Annotated in this window: 12 protein-coding genes; 6 read left to right on the top strand and 6 right to left on the bottom strand. The window is 72.1% G+C overall.

Translation table 11 applies throughout. The annotated features are described in order from the left end of the window. Positions 1-409: 409 nt before the first annotated feature. Positions 410-2,032, top strand: a complete 1,623-nt coding sequence (locus AB852_RS26950) for a succinic semialdehyde dehydrogenase (RefSeq protein ID WP_073792822.1) — start codon at positions 410-412, stop codon at positions 2,030-2,032. Positions 2,033-2,070: 38 nt separating this feature from the next. After that, positions 2,071-3,873, top strand: coding sequence for a GMC family oxidoreductase (locus tag AB852_RS26945; protein ID WP_073792821.1), 1,803 nt, complete (start codon positions 2,071-2,073; stop codon positions 3,871-3,873). Positions 3,874-3,946: 73 nt separating this feature from the next. Here the strand turns inward: AB852_RS26945 and AB852_RS26940 are convergent, their stop codons facing one another. Both AB852_RS26940 and AB852_RS26935 read right to left on the bottom strand, forming a co-directional pair. Next, on the bottom strand, positions 3,947-5,122 hold the full coding sequence (locus tag AB852_RS26940; RefSeq protein ID WP_073792820.1) for a hypothetical protein: 1,176 nt from the start codon (positions 5,120-5,122) through the stop codon (positions 3,947-3,949). A gap of 588 nt (positions 5,123-5,710) precedes the next feature. After that, complete coding sequence (locus AB852_RS26935) at positions 5,711-6,046, bottom strand: chorismate mutase (protein WP_073792819.1); 336 nt, start codon at positions 6,044-6,046, stop codon at positions 5,711-5,713. Positions 6,047-6,485: 439 nt separating this feature from the next. Here AB852_RS26935 and guaA point away from each other — a divergent pair, with 439 nt between their 5' ends. Further along, entirely contained in the window at positions 6,486-8,069 is a 1,584-nt protein-coding gene (guaA, locus tag AB852_RS26930) for a glutamine-hydrolyzing GMP synthase (RefSeq protein ID WP_073792818.1), read from the top strand. Positions 8,070-8,164: 95 nt separating this feature from the next. On the opposite strand, the gene AB852_RS26925 is transcribed toward guaA, so the two are convergent. Together AB852_RS26925 and AB852_RS26920 are read right to left on the bottom strand one after the other, a co-directional pair. After that, positions 8,165-8,296, bottom strand: a complete 132-nt coding sequence (locus AB852_RS26925; RefSeq protein WP_245876940.1) for a DUF397 domain-containing protein — start codon at positions 8,294-8,296, stop codon at positions 8,165-8,167. A gap of 4 nt (positions 8,297-8,300) precedes the next feature. Further along, positions 8,301-9,215, bottom strand: coding sequence for a helix-turn-helix domain-containing protein (locus AB852_RS26920; protein ID WP_073792816.1), 915 nt, complete (start codon positions 9,213-9,215; stop codon positions 8,301-8,303). Between the two features lie 202 nt (positions 9,216-9,417). Between AB852_RS26920 and AB852_RS26915 the strand changes: the two genes are divergently transcribed. Both AB852_RS26915 and AB852_RS41415 read left to right on the top strand, forming a co-directional pair. Beyond that, positions 9,418-9,714, top strand: coding sequence for a hypothetical protein (locus AB852_RS26915; protein WP_073792815.1), 297 nt, complete (start codon positions 9,418-9,420; stop codon positions 9,712-9,714). Beyond that, a complete protein-coding gene (locus AB852_RS41415) occupies positions 9,711-9,842 on the top strand; it encodes a hypothetical protein (protein ID WP_281257839.1) in 132 nt (43 codons plus the stop codon). Before AB852_RS26915 ends, AB852_RS41415 begins: the two co-directional genes overlap by 4 nt. 56 nt (positions 9,843-9,898) lie before the next feature. Here AB852_RS41415 and AB852_RS26910 read toward each other — a convergent pair whose 3' ends face one another. After that, positions 9,899-10,390 (bottom strand): pyridoxamine 5'-phosphate oxidase family protein, encoded by a 492-nt coding sequence (locus AB852_RS26910; RefSeq protein ID WP_073792814.1) that lies wholly within the window; start codon positions 10,388-10,390, stop codon positions 9,899-9,901. A gap of 493 nt (positions 10,391-10,883) precedes the next feature. Here AB852_RS26910 and AB852_RS26905 point away from each other — a divergent pair, with 493 nt between their 5' ends. Next, positions 10,884-12,155: a hypothetical protein gene (locus tag AB852_RS26905; RefSeq protein WP_073793070.1), complete on the top strand. Its 1,272-nt coding sequence runs from the start codon at positions 10,884-10,886 to the stop codon at positions 12,153-12,155. 1,135 nt (positions 12,156-13,290) lie between these two features. Here the strand turns inward: AB852_RS26905 and AB852_RS26895 are convergent. Beyond that, the gene (locus tag AB852_RS26895; protein ID WP_073792812.1) at positions 13,291-14,643 is read right to left on the bottom strand and encodes a PspC domain-containing protein; all 1,353 of its coding nucleotides are present in this window, start codon (positions 14,641-14,643) and stop codon (positions 13,291-13,293) included. Between the last annotated feature and the right edge of the window lie 125 nt (positions 14,644-14,768).

The following is a 14,768-nucleotide window of genomic DNA, read 5'->3' as shown; positions in this document are numbered from 1 at the left end:
GGGGCGGCCCTTCATGTTGTCCGTCGTCTGCGGAACCACCCTCCTCGCGGACTCGCATGGCTACGTAAGGGGGTGGGCGGGAATCTCTGCTCGCAGACTCCGATGCTCTTCAGTCGGGTCACCGGACGACGTACCGAGCGTGTCGGATCGAGGACGGAGAATCCCGACCGGCCCCGACCCGAAGAACAAGCAGATGGCGCCCCAAAGGGGCGCGGGGAACTGCGCAAAACCCACGGACGACGGCACAGCAACGAAGTACGCCCAGCACAAGAAACCCAGGGGCGCGAGGAACTGCGCAAACCCACCGAGCGACGGCACAGGAACGGAGGGCGCAAGGCCGGACAGACCTCGGAAGCGCCAGCGAAGGCGGCCCGTACACAAAACCCGGCGGTACGCCTACGCTCGGGTCATGACGGACTTGCGGCACACCGCCACCCCCCACCACCCCACCACCAACCCCCCCGCCCCCACGCCGGCAGGCGTCCGCGCGGCGGACGACGTGGTCACCCCGGAACTGGTGGCCCAGCTCACCAAGGGAATAGTGGGCACGGGCAGGACCGCGAACCACACCCCGTTCACCGGCCGCGAGCTCGCCGCCCTCCCCGAGTCCACCCCCGACGACGTGGCGACGGCCTTCCAGCGGGCCCGTACCGCCCAGCCGGTCTGGGCGGCGACCCCGGCGAGGACCCGCGCCGCCGTCGCGCTCCGGTTCCACGACCTGCTGCTGGCCCGCCAGGCCGAGGTGCTGGACCTGATCCAGCTGGAGACCGGCAAGGCCCGGCTGCACGCCCATGAGGAGGTGCAGGCGGTCGCCATAGCGGCCCGGCACTACGGCCGCAAGGGGCCGTCGTATCTGCGCCCGAAGCGGCACACGGGCGCGGTCCCCGCCCTGACCAAGGTCACCGAACTGCGCCAGCCCCGTGGGGTGGTCGGCCAGATCGCCCCCTGGAACTACCCGCTGGAACTCTCCGTCGGGGACGCCCTGCCCGCGTTCCTCGCGGGCAACGCGCTGGTGATGAAGCCGGACACCGAGACCGCGCTCACCGCCCTGTGGGCACGCGATCTGCTGGTCGAGGCGGGGCTGCCCGCCGAGGTGTTCCAGGTGGTGCTGGGCGACGGCCCGGTCATCGGCCCGGAGATCGTGCGGCACGCCGACTATGTGTCGTTCACCGGCTCGACCCGTACCGGCCGGGAGGTCGCCCAGGGCGCCGCGGCCCGGCTGATCGGCGCCTCGCTGGAGCTGGGCGGCAAGAACGCGATGCTCGTCCTCGCGGACGCGGACATCGAGAAGGCGGCGGCGGGAGCGGTCCGCGCCTGCTTCTCCTCCGCCGGACAGCTCTGTGTGTCGGTGGAGCGGCTGTACGTCCATGAGTCCGTCGCGGACGTCTTCCTCGACCGGTTCGCCGCCCGCACCAGGGCCATGCGGCTGGGCACCGCCCTGGCGTACGGGGCCGACATGGGTTCGCTCGTCGGGCAGCGGCAGCTCGACACCGTCGTACGGCATGTGGACGAGGCCGTCGCCAAGGGCGCGACCGTCCTCGCGGGCGGGGTCGCGCGCCCCGACATCGGCCCGTACTTCTACGAGCCGACCATCCTCGACGGCGTCGAGGCGCCCATGGCGGTGTGCGCCGAGGAGACGTTCGGCCCGGTGGTCTCCGTCTACCGGTTCACCGACGAGGCGGACGCCGTCGCCCGCGCCAACTCCACCGAGTACGGGCTGAACGCCTCGGTGTGGACGAAGGACGGCCGCCGGGGCCGTGCGATCGCCGCCCGGCTGCGGTCCGGCACGGTCAACGTCAACGAGGGCTACGCGTCGGCGTACGGCAGCGTCCAGTCACCGATGGGCGGGATGAAGGACTCGGGGCTCGGGCGGCGGCACGGCTCCGAGGGCATCCTGAAGTACACGGAGGCCCAGACGGTCGCCCAGCAGCGGATCGTCCCCATGGGCCCGTCGTTCGGGATGACCGACGAGCAGTACACCGTGTTCATGAGCCGGTCCCTGCGGGTGATGAAGGCCCTGCGGCTGCGCTGACCGGCCCCACCTACCGGCACGTACCCACGGAGGCAGCGGTGGCACAGGAGCACGACCAGGACCGGGGGGACGGCCACGCGTACGACTACGACGTGGTCGTCGTCGGGTCGGGGTTCGGGGGAGCCGTCTCCGCGCTGCGGCTCAGCGAGAAGGGGTACCGGGTCGGTGTCCTGGAGGCGGGCCGCCGCTTCACCCGGGACACGCTGCCGCGCGACTCCTGGGACCTGCGCCGCTATCTGTGGGCCCCGGCCCTCGGCCTGTACGGCATCCAGCGCATCCATCTGCTGGGCAAGGTGATGGTCCTCGCCGGGGCGGGCGTCGGCGGCGGCTCCCTCAACTACGCCAACACCCTGTACGTGCCGCCGGACGCCTTCTTCCAGGACCCCCAGTGGCGGGACATCACCGACTGGCGGGCGGAGCTGGCGCCGTACTACGACCAGGCGCGGCGGATGCTCGGCGTACGGCTCAACCCGACGGTGACCCCCTCCGACGTCCATCTGAGGGCCGCGGCCGAGGCGATGGGCGCCGGGGACACCTTCCATATGGCGCCCGTCGGGGTGTTCTTCGGGGACGGCCGGGACGCGGACGGCGCGGCGCGGGCGCGGCCCGGTGACGAGGTCCCCGACCCGTACTTCGGCGGCGCCGGACCCGCGCGCCGCGCCTGCACCGAGTGCGGCGAGTGCATGACCGGCTGCCGGCACGGCGCGAAGAACACCCTGGGCGAGAACTACCTCCATCTCGCGGAGCGGTCCGGCGCGGTGATCCACCCGATGACCACGGCTGTCGCGCTGACCGAGGACGGGCGCGGTGGGTACGCCGTGCGGACGGTCCCCACCGACGCCCGCCGCAAGGGCCCGCCGCGCGTCTTCCGGGCCCGGCGGGTCGTCCTCGCCGCCGGGACGTACGGGACGCAGACCCTGCTGCACCGGATGAAGGCGGACGGGCTGCTGCCGAGGCTGTCCGACCGGCTGGGCACCCTCACCCGCACCAACTCCGAGGCACTGGTGGGCGCCCGGACCCATGACCGCCGCTACCGCGCCCGGCACGGCCACCCGAGGGCCGACTTCACCCGGGGCGTGGCGATCACCTCGTCCGTCCACCCCGACGCCGACACCCATATCGAACCCGTGCGGTACGGCAAGGGGTCCAACGCGATGGGCTGGCTGACGATCCTCCAGGTCCCCTACCGGCCCCGCCGCCGGGTCCGCGGCTGGCTCGGGAACATGGCCCGCCACCCCTGGCTCGCGCTGCGGTCGCTGTCCAACCGGCGGTGGTCGGAGCGGACGATCATCGGGCTGGTGATGCAGTCCCTCGACAACTCCCTGACGACATCCCTCAAAGCGGGCGGCCCCGGCAGGGGACTGCTCACCGCGCGCCAGGGCCACGGGGCGCCCAACCCCGGGCAGATAGCCGCCGCCACCCGGGCCGCGGAACTGCTCGCCGAGGAGATCAACGGCTTCCCCGGCTCCAACGTGGGCGAGCTGCTGGGGATGCCCCTGACCGCGCACTTCCTCGGCGGCTGCCCGGTCGGTGACTCACCGGCGACGGGCGTCATCGACCCCTACCACCGGCTGTACGGGTATCCCGGGGTGTCCGTCGTGGACGGGGCGGCCGTCTCCGCGAACCTCGGGGTCAACCCCTCGCTGACGATCACCGCCCAGGCGGAGCGGGCGATGTCGCTGTGGCCCAACGCGGGCGAGCCCGACCCCCGCCCCGCGCCGGACGCCCCGTACCGCCGGACGGCGCCCGTCGCCCCGCGCCACCCGGCCGTGCCCACCGGCGCGTTCGGCGCCCTGCTGCTCCCCGTCCCGCGCGTCCCGCCCCGGCCCGCGCCGTCCTGATCGCGTCCCCCGGGAAATGTGAAGGACCCGCACCCCCCTCCGAGTGCGGGTCCTTCACGTATGGGGGTGGCCGTTACCGGGCCGTGGGGGCCGACTTGCGCTTGCGGGCGATGAACACGGCGGCGCCGCCCGCGATGACGGTGATCCCGCCGAACAGGCCGATCATCGGCAGCGCGGACGACGATCCGGTCGCGGCCAGGTTGCCGGTGACCGGCTGCTGGTTGACGACGCCCTGCGGCTTCGTCGCGGGGCCGGGCTTGGGCTTGCCGCCCTCACCGTCACCGGGTGTGGCCTCGCCCGGGTCCTTCACGGAGCTGCCGGGCGTCAGCACGGTGAAGTACGCGTCGGTGCCGAAGCTCTCGGCGGCGCACTGCCGGCCGTCGACCGTGTCGAGGTAGCCGCCGGAGCCGAACGCGTAGCCGTCACCGGCGGGCGCGTTCTTCTTGATGTCGAGCCGCAGCTTGCTGGTGACGTAGTCCTGGGGCTTCATCGTGTCGACCCCGGTGAAGTAGGCGCCGGCCCACTCGGACAGCTCGCCGTTCTCACCGACGTAGGTGTCGCGGACCTCGCGCCACTCCTTGTCCTCCACGTCGAAGAACTGGAGCGACACGTACGGGGAGAGGAACCGCGACGGGTCGTCGATCTCGAAGTTCTCCACCTCGGCGTAGAACGCGACCTCGTTGAGGTCGGCCCTGGAGGTGTTGGTGGTCGTGAGCGTGAACTCGTGCCAGCCCGTACCGGCGACGATCTTCCCCGGGAGACCGGAGAGCTTCGTCTCCAGCGCGGTCTCCTCGTAGTCCTCGTCGATCTCGTCGCACCGGGGGTAGTCGCCGGGGTCCTCGGTCGGCTCGGGCTCGCTCGGCTTCCCGGTCCCGGGCTCGTCGGTCCCTCCGGAGGTCTCCGACTCACCGGGGTTCGGGGGCCCGGTGGGACCGGTCGGGCTCTGCGACCCGGGGTCGCTGGTGCCGGACGAGGTGTCCGACGGCGCGGGGCTCGTGCTCTGGGAGTCCGAGGGGTCCGGGGAGGCGGAGGTGCTCGCCGACGACGAGGCCGAGTCGGAGGCGGTCGGGCTCGTGGAGTCCGACGGCTCGCCGGTGGGCGGGGTGGACGCCGGGGACGACGCGGGTGCCGACTCGCTCGGGGTGGCCGACGGCGATCCCGTCGCGTGGGCGAGCGGCGCCGACAGCAGGGCGACCGGGCCGATGACGGCCGTGGCGGCTGCGGCGGCCATGGCACGGCGAAGCTTCATGCAGACCTCGAAATTGTCCGGTGTACCGGGGCGACGGCACGGGTGCGGCGGCCGTCCGCGCTACGCGCGTGGCCCTTGGTTCTCCAGGTGTGACACACGGTCCCGGTGAATGGTTGTCCGGATACTCACACAATTCTTATGTGACGTGGATCACTTGAGGAGGGCCTGTCCGGCGCCGGACACGACGAAGGGCCCCGCGGGGCGGGGGCCGCGGGGCCCTTCGGGCGGCGGTGACGTCAGGGCAGCGTCAGCACCGCGCGGAGCGGCGCCGAAGGGGGGGAGACGGCGCCGTGGGGAAGAACAATGAGGGGGCGGGACGGGATCGTGAGCGGGACGGCGCACCGGAGACGATCGGCCCCGGGCGTCCCCGGAGCCGACCGTTTCACTTGGGTGACCGGGCTGCTGTCCCCTGCCGACCGGTCACGGAAGCCGGAGCGAGGTCCCACGACGTCCGGCACGATCCGTACGTCTCACCGCTCCAGCGAAGCCACGCGTGGTTGTCGCCCGCCCCTGGCTGGCACGGACACCGGGACAACGACGCCCGCCGCGCCCCGGTCACGCGCCGTACGGGTGAGAGCGGGCCCGAACTCAGATACGACCCCGGCACAGTTCGAGCAGCGTCATCGCCAGCGAGGTGCCCGGCCTGCCGAGGGCGTCACGGAAGTGCTCCAGGACCTCCATCTCCCGCGAGAGATTCACCCGCCGCCCGCCGGAGGTGATCCGGGCCTCCTGGATCACCGCGGACACCGCCATCCGCTCCTGGACGAGACCGATGATCCGGTCGTCCAGGGCGTCGATCCGTTCCCGGGCGTCCGCGATGGTCCCGGCCGCCTCCTCGGTACGGGCACCGGTCCGCTCGGTGGCGCTGAGCACGGGGGACGGGCGGCCGGTCGTGCTGGTGCGCTCGGCTTCGGACGTCGTCATGGTGGGGCTCCTCGGTGTCGGTGGTTCGCTGGGCGGGGCAGGGTCTTGCTCGACGGCCAACGGGCGACACGGCCCGGACAGCAGAAACGCCCCGGCCTTGTCGGCCCGGGGCGCCTGGGAGTGCTTGTCAGGTGATCAAGCAGCACGACCATGGCAGCCGGCGGGCCGGTTGCCATAGGTAAAGCGGAAGGTCAGGTGCTTGGTCACCCGGACATTATGCCCCCGGCCCCGTACGCCCGGTCAATCCATGGGCACCGGCCGCCCGGATGCTGAGACGGACCGTCCGGTCACCCTGGGTGCCCGCCCCGGGGCGCCCGACGCGTACCCCGGGGGAAGCGGCTCGCGGCGCCGTTAGAATCGATGGCGGAACCCCTGTGGTACGCGCCGATACCGTCGCCGTACGGCCCCCGTACCCGTAGTCACAGCCGGAAGGCCCCCCGTGCCCTCAGCGACCCCCGCTGCCGCCCCCGACACCGTCCTGGTCGTCGACTTCGGTGCGCAGTACGCCCAGCTCATCGCCCGCCGTGTCCGCGAGGCACGGGTCTACAGCGAGATCGTGCCGAGCTCCATGCCGGTCGAGGAGATGCTCGCCAGGAACCCGGCGGCGATCATCCTCTCCGGCGGCCCGTCCTCGGTGTACGCCGAAGCCGCCCCCACGGTCGACCGTGCCCTGTTCGAAGCCGGTGTCCCGGTCTTCGGCATGTGCTACGGCTTCCAGCTCATGGCGACCACCCTCGGCGGCACCGTCGACAACACCGGCGCCCGCGAGTACGGCCGCACCCCGCTGCACGTCAGCAAGGTCGGCTCCACCCTCTTCGAGGGCACGCCCGCCGAGCAGCCCGTATGGATGTCCCACGGCGACGCGTGCTCCGCCGCGCCCGAGGGCTTCACGGTCACCGCGTCCACCGACGTGGTCCCCGTCGCCGCCTTCGAGAACGACGAGAAGAAGCTGTACGGCGTCCAGTACCACCCGGAGGTCATGCACTCCACGCACGGCCAGCAGGTGCTGGAGCACTTCCTCTACCGGGGCGCGGGCATCAAGCCCTCCTGGACCACGGGCAACGTCATCGAGGAGCAGCTCACCGCGATCCGCGAGCAGGTCGGGGACCGCCGCGCGATCTGCGCGCTCTCCGGCGGGGTCGACTCCGCGGTCGCCGCCGCGCTGGTCCAAAAAGCCATCGGCTCCCGGCTGACCTGCGTGTACGTCGACCACGGCCTGATGCGCAAGGGCGAGACCGAGCAGGTCGAGAAGGACTTCGTCGCCGCGACCGGGGTACAGCTCAAGGTCGTCGACGCCGCCGACCGCTTCCTCGACGCGCTGAAGGGCGTCTCCGACCCCGAGCAGAAGCGCAAGATCATCGGCCGGGAGTTCATCCGGGTCTTCGAGCAGGCCCAGGCGGAGATCATCGCCGAGGCCCCCGGGGACCAGCCCGTCGAGTTCCTCGTCCAGGGCACCCTCTACCCGGACGTCGTGGAGTCCGGCGGCGGCACCGGCACCGCCAACATCAAGTCCCACCACAACGTCGGCGGACTGCCCGAGGACCTTGAGTTCCAGCTGATCGAACCGCTGCGCCAGCTGTTCAAGGACGAGGTCCGGATGGTCGGCTCCGAGCTGGGGCTGCCCGACGAGATCGTCCAGCGCCAGCCGTTCCCCGGCCCCGGCCTCGGTATCCGGATCGTCGGCGAGGTCACCCGCGAACGGCTCGACCTGCTGCGCGACGCCGACGCGATCGCCCGCGAGGAACTGTCCGCCGCCGGACTCGACCGGGATATCTGGCAGTGCCCGGTCGTCCTGCTCGCGGACGTCCGCAGCGTCGGCGTCCAGGGCGACGGCCGCACCTACGGCCACCCGATCGTGCTGCGGCCGGTCTCGTCCGAGGACGCGATGACCGCGGACTGGACACGGATGCCGTACGAGACCCTCGCCCGGATCTCCACCCGCATCACCAACGAGGTCGCCGACGTCAACCGAGTCGTCCTCGACGTCACGAGCAAGCCCCCGGGCACCATCGAGTGGGAGTGACCCGCTGCCCACGCCTGCCCCGCTGAGCCCCTGAGAGCGGCCCCCCGACCGGCACATGACCGGTCGGGGGGCCGCTTTTCGTCGTCCGTGGCCGCTCAGGCGTGGTCGTGCTGGAGTCCGGCCAGGAACGCGGTCCAGCTCGGGGCCGATACCGAAGCGGTTGGCCCCGTTTCGCCGCGCTTGCTGTCCCGGAACGCCACCGCGCCGTTCTGCGTACGTACTTCCACGCAGTTAGCTTCGTGAGTGCTGTGCGTGGATTTGACCCAGCGGTCCATCCTGGTAACTCCTTGCCGTGTCGGCGAGGACCCGGCGAGACGTGTCCTCATCCTGCGCTGTGGACCAGATGCCCTCGAATGCTTCGGTGTACTGCTCCACCTCAGCTTGTTTGTCGTGATAATAGCCGCCGGTGTACGTGTCACCGTAGACAGTGGTGGGCTCCTGAACTCCGCCTAGGGCAGGGGGGAATCGCATGATGACGAACGCACCGGCGAGCGATCCTGGATGTACTGCCGCCGCGAGGGGAATGACCCGGATCGTGATCCTCGGCAGCCCTGCCATGTAGACCAGGTGAGCGAGTTGCACGGCCATCACCCTGCCGTCACCCATGGGGCGTCGTAGCACCGTTTCCGACAGGGCGATCCGCACCACCGGTGGGCGTCGTCCAGTCAGGATCGCCTGCCGAGCCATCCGAAATGCCACCCGGCCTTCGACCTCATCGGAGGGCAGGTCCGGAAATCGGGTCCGAACCACCGCTCGCACATAGTCGCCTGTCTGGAGCAGCCCTGGCATCACGTCACTCTCGTATGAATCGATGTGGCTCGCAGACGACTCCAAGCCTGCGAACACGTCGAACCGGCCAGGAACGGTGCCGGCAAAGTCCTGCCACCAAGAGGGTGTCTTGGCCTCACGCGCCAGCTCCATCAGCGCACTCGTCACGGCCTCGTCCGCCTCGTACGCGCCGCACATCATCTGAACGTCGAGCGCTCGCACGGGGGACCGGCCCGTCTCGATGCGCCACATCTTCGTCTCGGACCACTCGAACCGCTGGGACGCGGCTCGCAGGGTCACCCCGGCGCGCTCGCGCAGCTGACGGAGGCTTCGCCCGAGCTGTCGCCGGGGCACGGTGGACACACTCTTGCCGCTCATGTCTTCCCCATTCCGCGCCGAGTCTTGCACCACAGGTGACAGGGTCTTGCACCGTGCATGACCAGGCACTTTCGTCTTCCCCTCAGGGGGTCATTTCCCTGCGCAGCCTTGCACGGCTTCCGGCCGCGCGGGCAGTTTTGGGGACGGACAACCCCCGCCGAAATATGGGGTGTTGACCGGGATCACCCACACGAGGAGACACATGGAACCCCCTCACCCTCAGCCCCATCCGCCTCACCCGTCACTCGCGGAGATCCGGGCGGGCGAGCACGGAAACCCGCCCCCGCCCGGCGGCGACTGGGCGGCCGACCTCGCCATCGAGCGGCTGACCGCCGCCACACGGCAGACGGGAATCGAACTGCCCGGGCTGTCCGTGCTGGAGGACGGCGCCCGGCCTCCGCTCGTCTACCTGGGGTGGTGCAACGCCAGGGCCGCCGAGATCATCGCCGAGTCACTGATCATGCGGCAGCTCGTGGGCGCCCCGGGGACGGACACGTGAGCCGCGCGCGTCGCCGTCCGCGCTACCGGGTGACCCTGGACGGGACCCTGTGGGGCGGCATCGTCCTGCTGCTGGCGTGGGGGTCCCTGATGGTCGTCGTGGCGCTCGTCGCGACGGAGGGGATGTGAGGCACTGACACAGCGCCGCGCCCGCCCGGGAGCGGCTCCGGGCGGGCACGCCGGGGTCAGGTGCGGCGCCGCCGCCGTACACCGGTCCCCGGTGACCAGAACTCGACCACCAGGTAGCGCTCGTCCTCGATGCTGGTCCGTACGACTTCGGTCACCTCGGTCCGGAACAGGTGGAACGGTCCGGGCGGCGGCCCCGCCTCCGCCGCGTACCGTTGCAGCTCCTCGGGGCCGTGGACCTCCACGGCCCGCCCCGCGACCCGGACGTCACCGCCGCCCATGTCCGTACCGCCCCCCTGATTGGCCTGGAGGGCGAACCGGGGGTCACGGATCAGGTCCCGCGCCTTCATCGACTCCGGCATCATGCCCATCGTCAGCTCCCCCCTTGCGAACTGCACCTCGATCCCGGAGGTGCGGGGCGAGCCGTCCCGGCGCAGGGTCGCGAGCGTGTGATGGGTGAAGGCGGCGAACCGGTTCTGGACGGCGGCGGACAGTTCGGGCGCCTCGGCGGTGAACGCGGCCCAGTTCTGGGACTCGGGGTTCTTCGGCATATGGCCAGTGTTTCCCCGATACCCGACACCTTCTGTCCGGATTCCCCCACCCGGCCGACCGTCCCGCCGTACCGCCGTTCCTGGCTACATTTGCGTTCCGGTTGGAAAACGACCGGGATCATGCGCCGCCACCTCCCGCGACCCGGCCCGCCCGGCCCCGGCAGCACCGCCGCCCACCCGCCGACCGCCCGGAACAAGCCGGACACCTGGGACGATGCGGGCCGGAGCGCCTTCGGGGGCACCGATTCCGTCGTACCGGACGAACCGGCCCGGGGTACGCGCCCGGCGGAAAACGCACCCTCCGGTCAACCCGGACGCGCCCTCGTCGCCGTAACGGGGGGTGCCCGGTCCTGCGCGGTGCGCTCGGGTAGGGCACAATTCCCAGTCATCACAGGGAACTTGCGCAGGCGTCCGGGTCAACACCCGTGCGCCGGGGCGGCGGCGAGCGTACCGGCCCGGGGGCGGGAACGGGCGGGAACACGGAGTGGGCGCGGTGGCACTACCTCAGGCGGCGGGGCGGGAGACGCACGAGGCTGCGTGTGCGCGCGGGGGCTGCACCCACGGGGCACGGGAGGGGCACCGGCGCGCGGTCGCCGCGTTCCTCGCCAAACGGGACGAACTCGCCGCCGGGCAGGGCCTGCCCGCCGCCGTCGCGCACTCGGCCGGGGCCACCCGGCAGTGGGTGTCCGACGAACTCGCCCAGTCCGCCGAGGTGGTGGCTGCCCGGGGGCTGGCCGAGAGCGCGGCCTGGCACGCGTCCCTGTGGCCGAGGACCCTCGCCGTGGTGTGGGGCGGCACGGGCGCGGTGCTCGCCGTCCAGGCACTCACCGCGTACGGCGCCGGGTGGAACACCGCGCGGACCGCCGGGCTGGTCGCCACGGTCGCCGTCGCGGCCCTGCTGACCCTCGCCGCGCGGGTGCACCGCGAGCGGGGCGGGGTGCTCGCCCCGCTGATCGGCGAGGACAACCGGCTCTCCACCTCGCGTGCCGTCGCCGGGCTGTGGGTGCTGTTCGTGGTGTACGCGGTACTGGTCCTGGCCGGACAGCTCGCCGGGGCCTCGGGGCCCGCCGCGCGGGACGCCCTCATCGACGGACTCGGGCTGGCCCGCGGGGCCGCCACCCTGACCGTCGTGGCGGTGCTGTGCGCGGTCGCCGTCCTGGTACGCCGGGTGGTCACCGTACGGGTGCTCGGGCAGCGGCTCCAGAAGGTACGCGCGGTGCGGCCACGCGGCGCGGACCTGCTCACCGACGACTCCGGCCGGGGCAGCTTCACGGATGTCCAGTACGTCCTCGTGACCGCCGCCGCGCTGGTCTTCGCGGCGGTCCGGCTGGGACGGCGGCCCGAGCGGCTGCCCGAACTGCCCTGGGCCCTGGCCGTGCTCGTCCTGGTCTCGGCGGTCACGTACCTCGCGGGCAAGTACGCGGAGGGCGGGCGTCCCGTCATCCACTCCGTGGTCCGGGCCCGGGCCGCCGGTGACCTGGACTCACCGATCCGTACGGGCGACGACATCGAGATCCGGGGCGCGGGGTTCGTCCCGCCCGGGGGGCAGGGGGCCCAGGCGCTGACCCGGCTCGTCGTCCGGATCGGCTCCGTCCACGTCCACGTTCCGCTGGTCCCGGTCCCCGGCGGGTTCACCAACCCGTCCGACCACACGCTGACGGTCCCCGTCCCGGTCGAGGTCGAACCCGGCCGCGTGGACGTCCAGGTCATCACCGCGGCCGGCCTCGAAACCAACCGCACGACGATCGAGGTCACGGCGGATTAGTCCCCGGGCCCGTAGGGTTCCCCACCTGGACGTACCTGTTTCCGTGCAGGTCGGACGGGGGTGCGCAGTTCCCCCGCAGGTCGCCTTCGCTGGCGCTTCTGGGGTTCCCCACCTGGACGTACCTGTTCCCGTGCAGGTCGGACGGGGGTGCGCAGTTCCCCGCGCCCCTAGGTCTCCTGTGCCGGGCGCACTTCGTTCCTGTGCCGTCGCTCGTCGTTTTCGCGCAGTTCCCCGCGCCCCTGGATGCTGCCCCTTCGGGTTTGTTCGTCGGGTGCGGGTCGGCCCTCGTCTTTTGCGCAGTTCCCCGCGCCCCTTGGGTTGCGCCCCTTGCGGTTCCCGTCCGGGTGCGGATGGTTCTTGGTTGCTCGCGCAGTTCCTCGCGCCCCTGGGGTTCCCCACCTGGGCGTACCTGTTCCCCGTGCGGGTAATCCGGGGGTGCGCAGTTCCCCGCGCCCCTTTGGGGCGCCCACCTGGGGCTGTCGATCAGGCTGCGGGCTGTCAGCAAGCGGGGTCGGGGTTCGAACCCCCCTCCTCGCGGACCCGCCCTGCTGGCGAAGGGGGTGGGCGGGAATCTCTGCTCGCAGACTCCGATGCTCTTCAGTCGGGCAAGGTCACGGCTTACCGAGCGTGTCGGATCGAGGACGGAGAATCCCGACCGGCACCGACCCGACGAACAAGCCGGATGCGCCCCAAAGGGGCGCGGGGAACTGCGCAAACCCACCGAGCGACGGCACAGCAACGAAGTACGCCCAGCACAGGAAACCCAGGGGCGCGAGGAACCGCGCACCCCACGAGCGACCCGCACAGCAACGAAGTACGCCCCGCCGGACAGACCTCGAAAGCGCAAGCGAAGGCGACCCGCAGAGGTCAGTCCCGGGGAGGCACATCCCCCCGAGCGCCCCGGGCACCGTGCGCACCCCGGGCCGACGGACCCAGGGACGACGAGGCACGAGCGACCCGGGCGTGCCGCCACAACACCGTGGACATCCCCACCACCGCCGCCACCCCCAACCCCCCGAGCACGATCGGAACCAGCGTCCACCACGGCAGATCACCGTTCCCCGCGACATCCACCGCGTACAGCACACCCGCGACAGACAACGCCGCCCCGGCGATCAGCTTTCCCGGCTGGAACTCATGACGCAGCACGTGCCACCTCCGCCTGACCCAGACCGATGTCGAGGTCCAGTTCGATCGTGCCGGACTTCTTCGGGGTGCCCTTACCGGCCTGCTTGGTCGGCTCGAACGTGTAGGTCCGGTCCCGGCCGGGCGCGATGTTCACGTCCTGGCGGTGCTCACCGGGGAGCTGGATGTCCCCGAGACCCACCTTGACCCGCATGACCACCCGCGCGCCGTCCGGCAGGACGACCTTGAGCTGTCCCGCGCCGAGCCGCACCTCGGAGGCGACCGTACGCCCCGCCGCGGGCGCCGCCCCGGTGAGGTCGAGCGTGCCGACGCCGGTGCCCAGCTCGTACTCGGGCCGCAGCTCGGCCGCGCTCGCCGGGGCCCACGTCGGACTCGTCCAGCGGGTGGTGATCGACTCGGGCAGCGCGGTCGACCCGGCGAGCAGCCCCGCCGTGATCATCGCGACGATCACCGAACCCAGCCCCGTACGCCCGACCAGCGCGCTGACCGCGATACCCAGTCCCAGTACGGCGAGCGCCAGCGCGAGGCCCGTCTGAAGGCTGTCGCCCAGCGCCGAGCCGTCCCAGCTCAGGCCCGTCGCGATGCCACCGGTGACCAGCGCGGCGAGCACCACCCAGCCGCCGATCCAGTGTCCACCGGCGGCCGTCGGGGAGGACGTGCCGTCCCCCTGGTCCTTGCCAGGCCCCGGACCGCGCGGCCCGGGCGGCGGACCGACCGTGCCGCCCAGATCGCGGATCAGCCCCTCGGGCGCCCACAGATACCCCGTGCCGCCGCTCTGCGCGCCGTCCTTCGCGACCGGCTCGCGCCACCATGACGTGGAGTTCGGCGCGGGCGGCGCCTTCGCCTCCGGCGGGGCGTCCGCGACGGCCTGCGCGGCCAGCGGGTCGGGATCGACGGTGTCCCGCTGCCGCGACCAGTACCCCGCGCCGGCCAGCAGCAGCGCGAGGACCGCCCCCGACGACAGCAGATTGCCGTTGTTCAGCATCGACAGGAACAGTCCGCAGCCGACCAGCGCGAAGACCACCGCCGCGAGGGCCGGACCGTCGACCCGGCCCGACAGCATCCGGCGCGCCTCGTACTCGTCCTCGCCGTCCATCGGGACGAACAGCCAGGCGAAGCCGTAGAAGACCAGCCCGATACCGCCCGCGACGGACAGCACCGACAGCACGATCCGGAAGATCACCGGGTCCATGTCGCAATGGCGGCCCAGTCCCGCGCAGACCCCGCCGATCATCTTGTGCTCGCGGTCCCTGCGCAGCCTGGCCGGTGGCCCCGGCGGACCGCCCGCGCCGCTGCCCGGGTCGTCGCCCGGGGCCCGGGTGGCGTGCTGCTGCTCTGTCATACGTCCATGGTGACGGGACCGCGCCCCGACCGGGAGCCGGGACGACCCTGGTCGAACCCTGAGATCCGCCGGGTCCTCCCCGGGGGCGCCCCGGGGGGCGGGGGCTCAGGGACGTATCCGGGTCG

Source organism: Streptomyces uncialis (genome assembly GCF_001905345.1).
Lineage (GTDB): Bacteria > Actinomycetota > Actinomycetes > Streptomycetales > Streptomycetaceae > Streptomyces > Streptomyces uncialis.
Note: the sequence above shows the minus strand (reverse complement) of the source record. Positions and strands in the feature narration are given on the sequence as shown.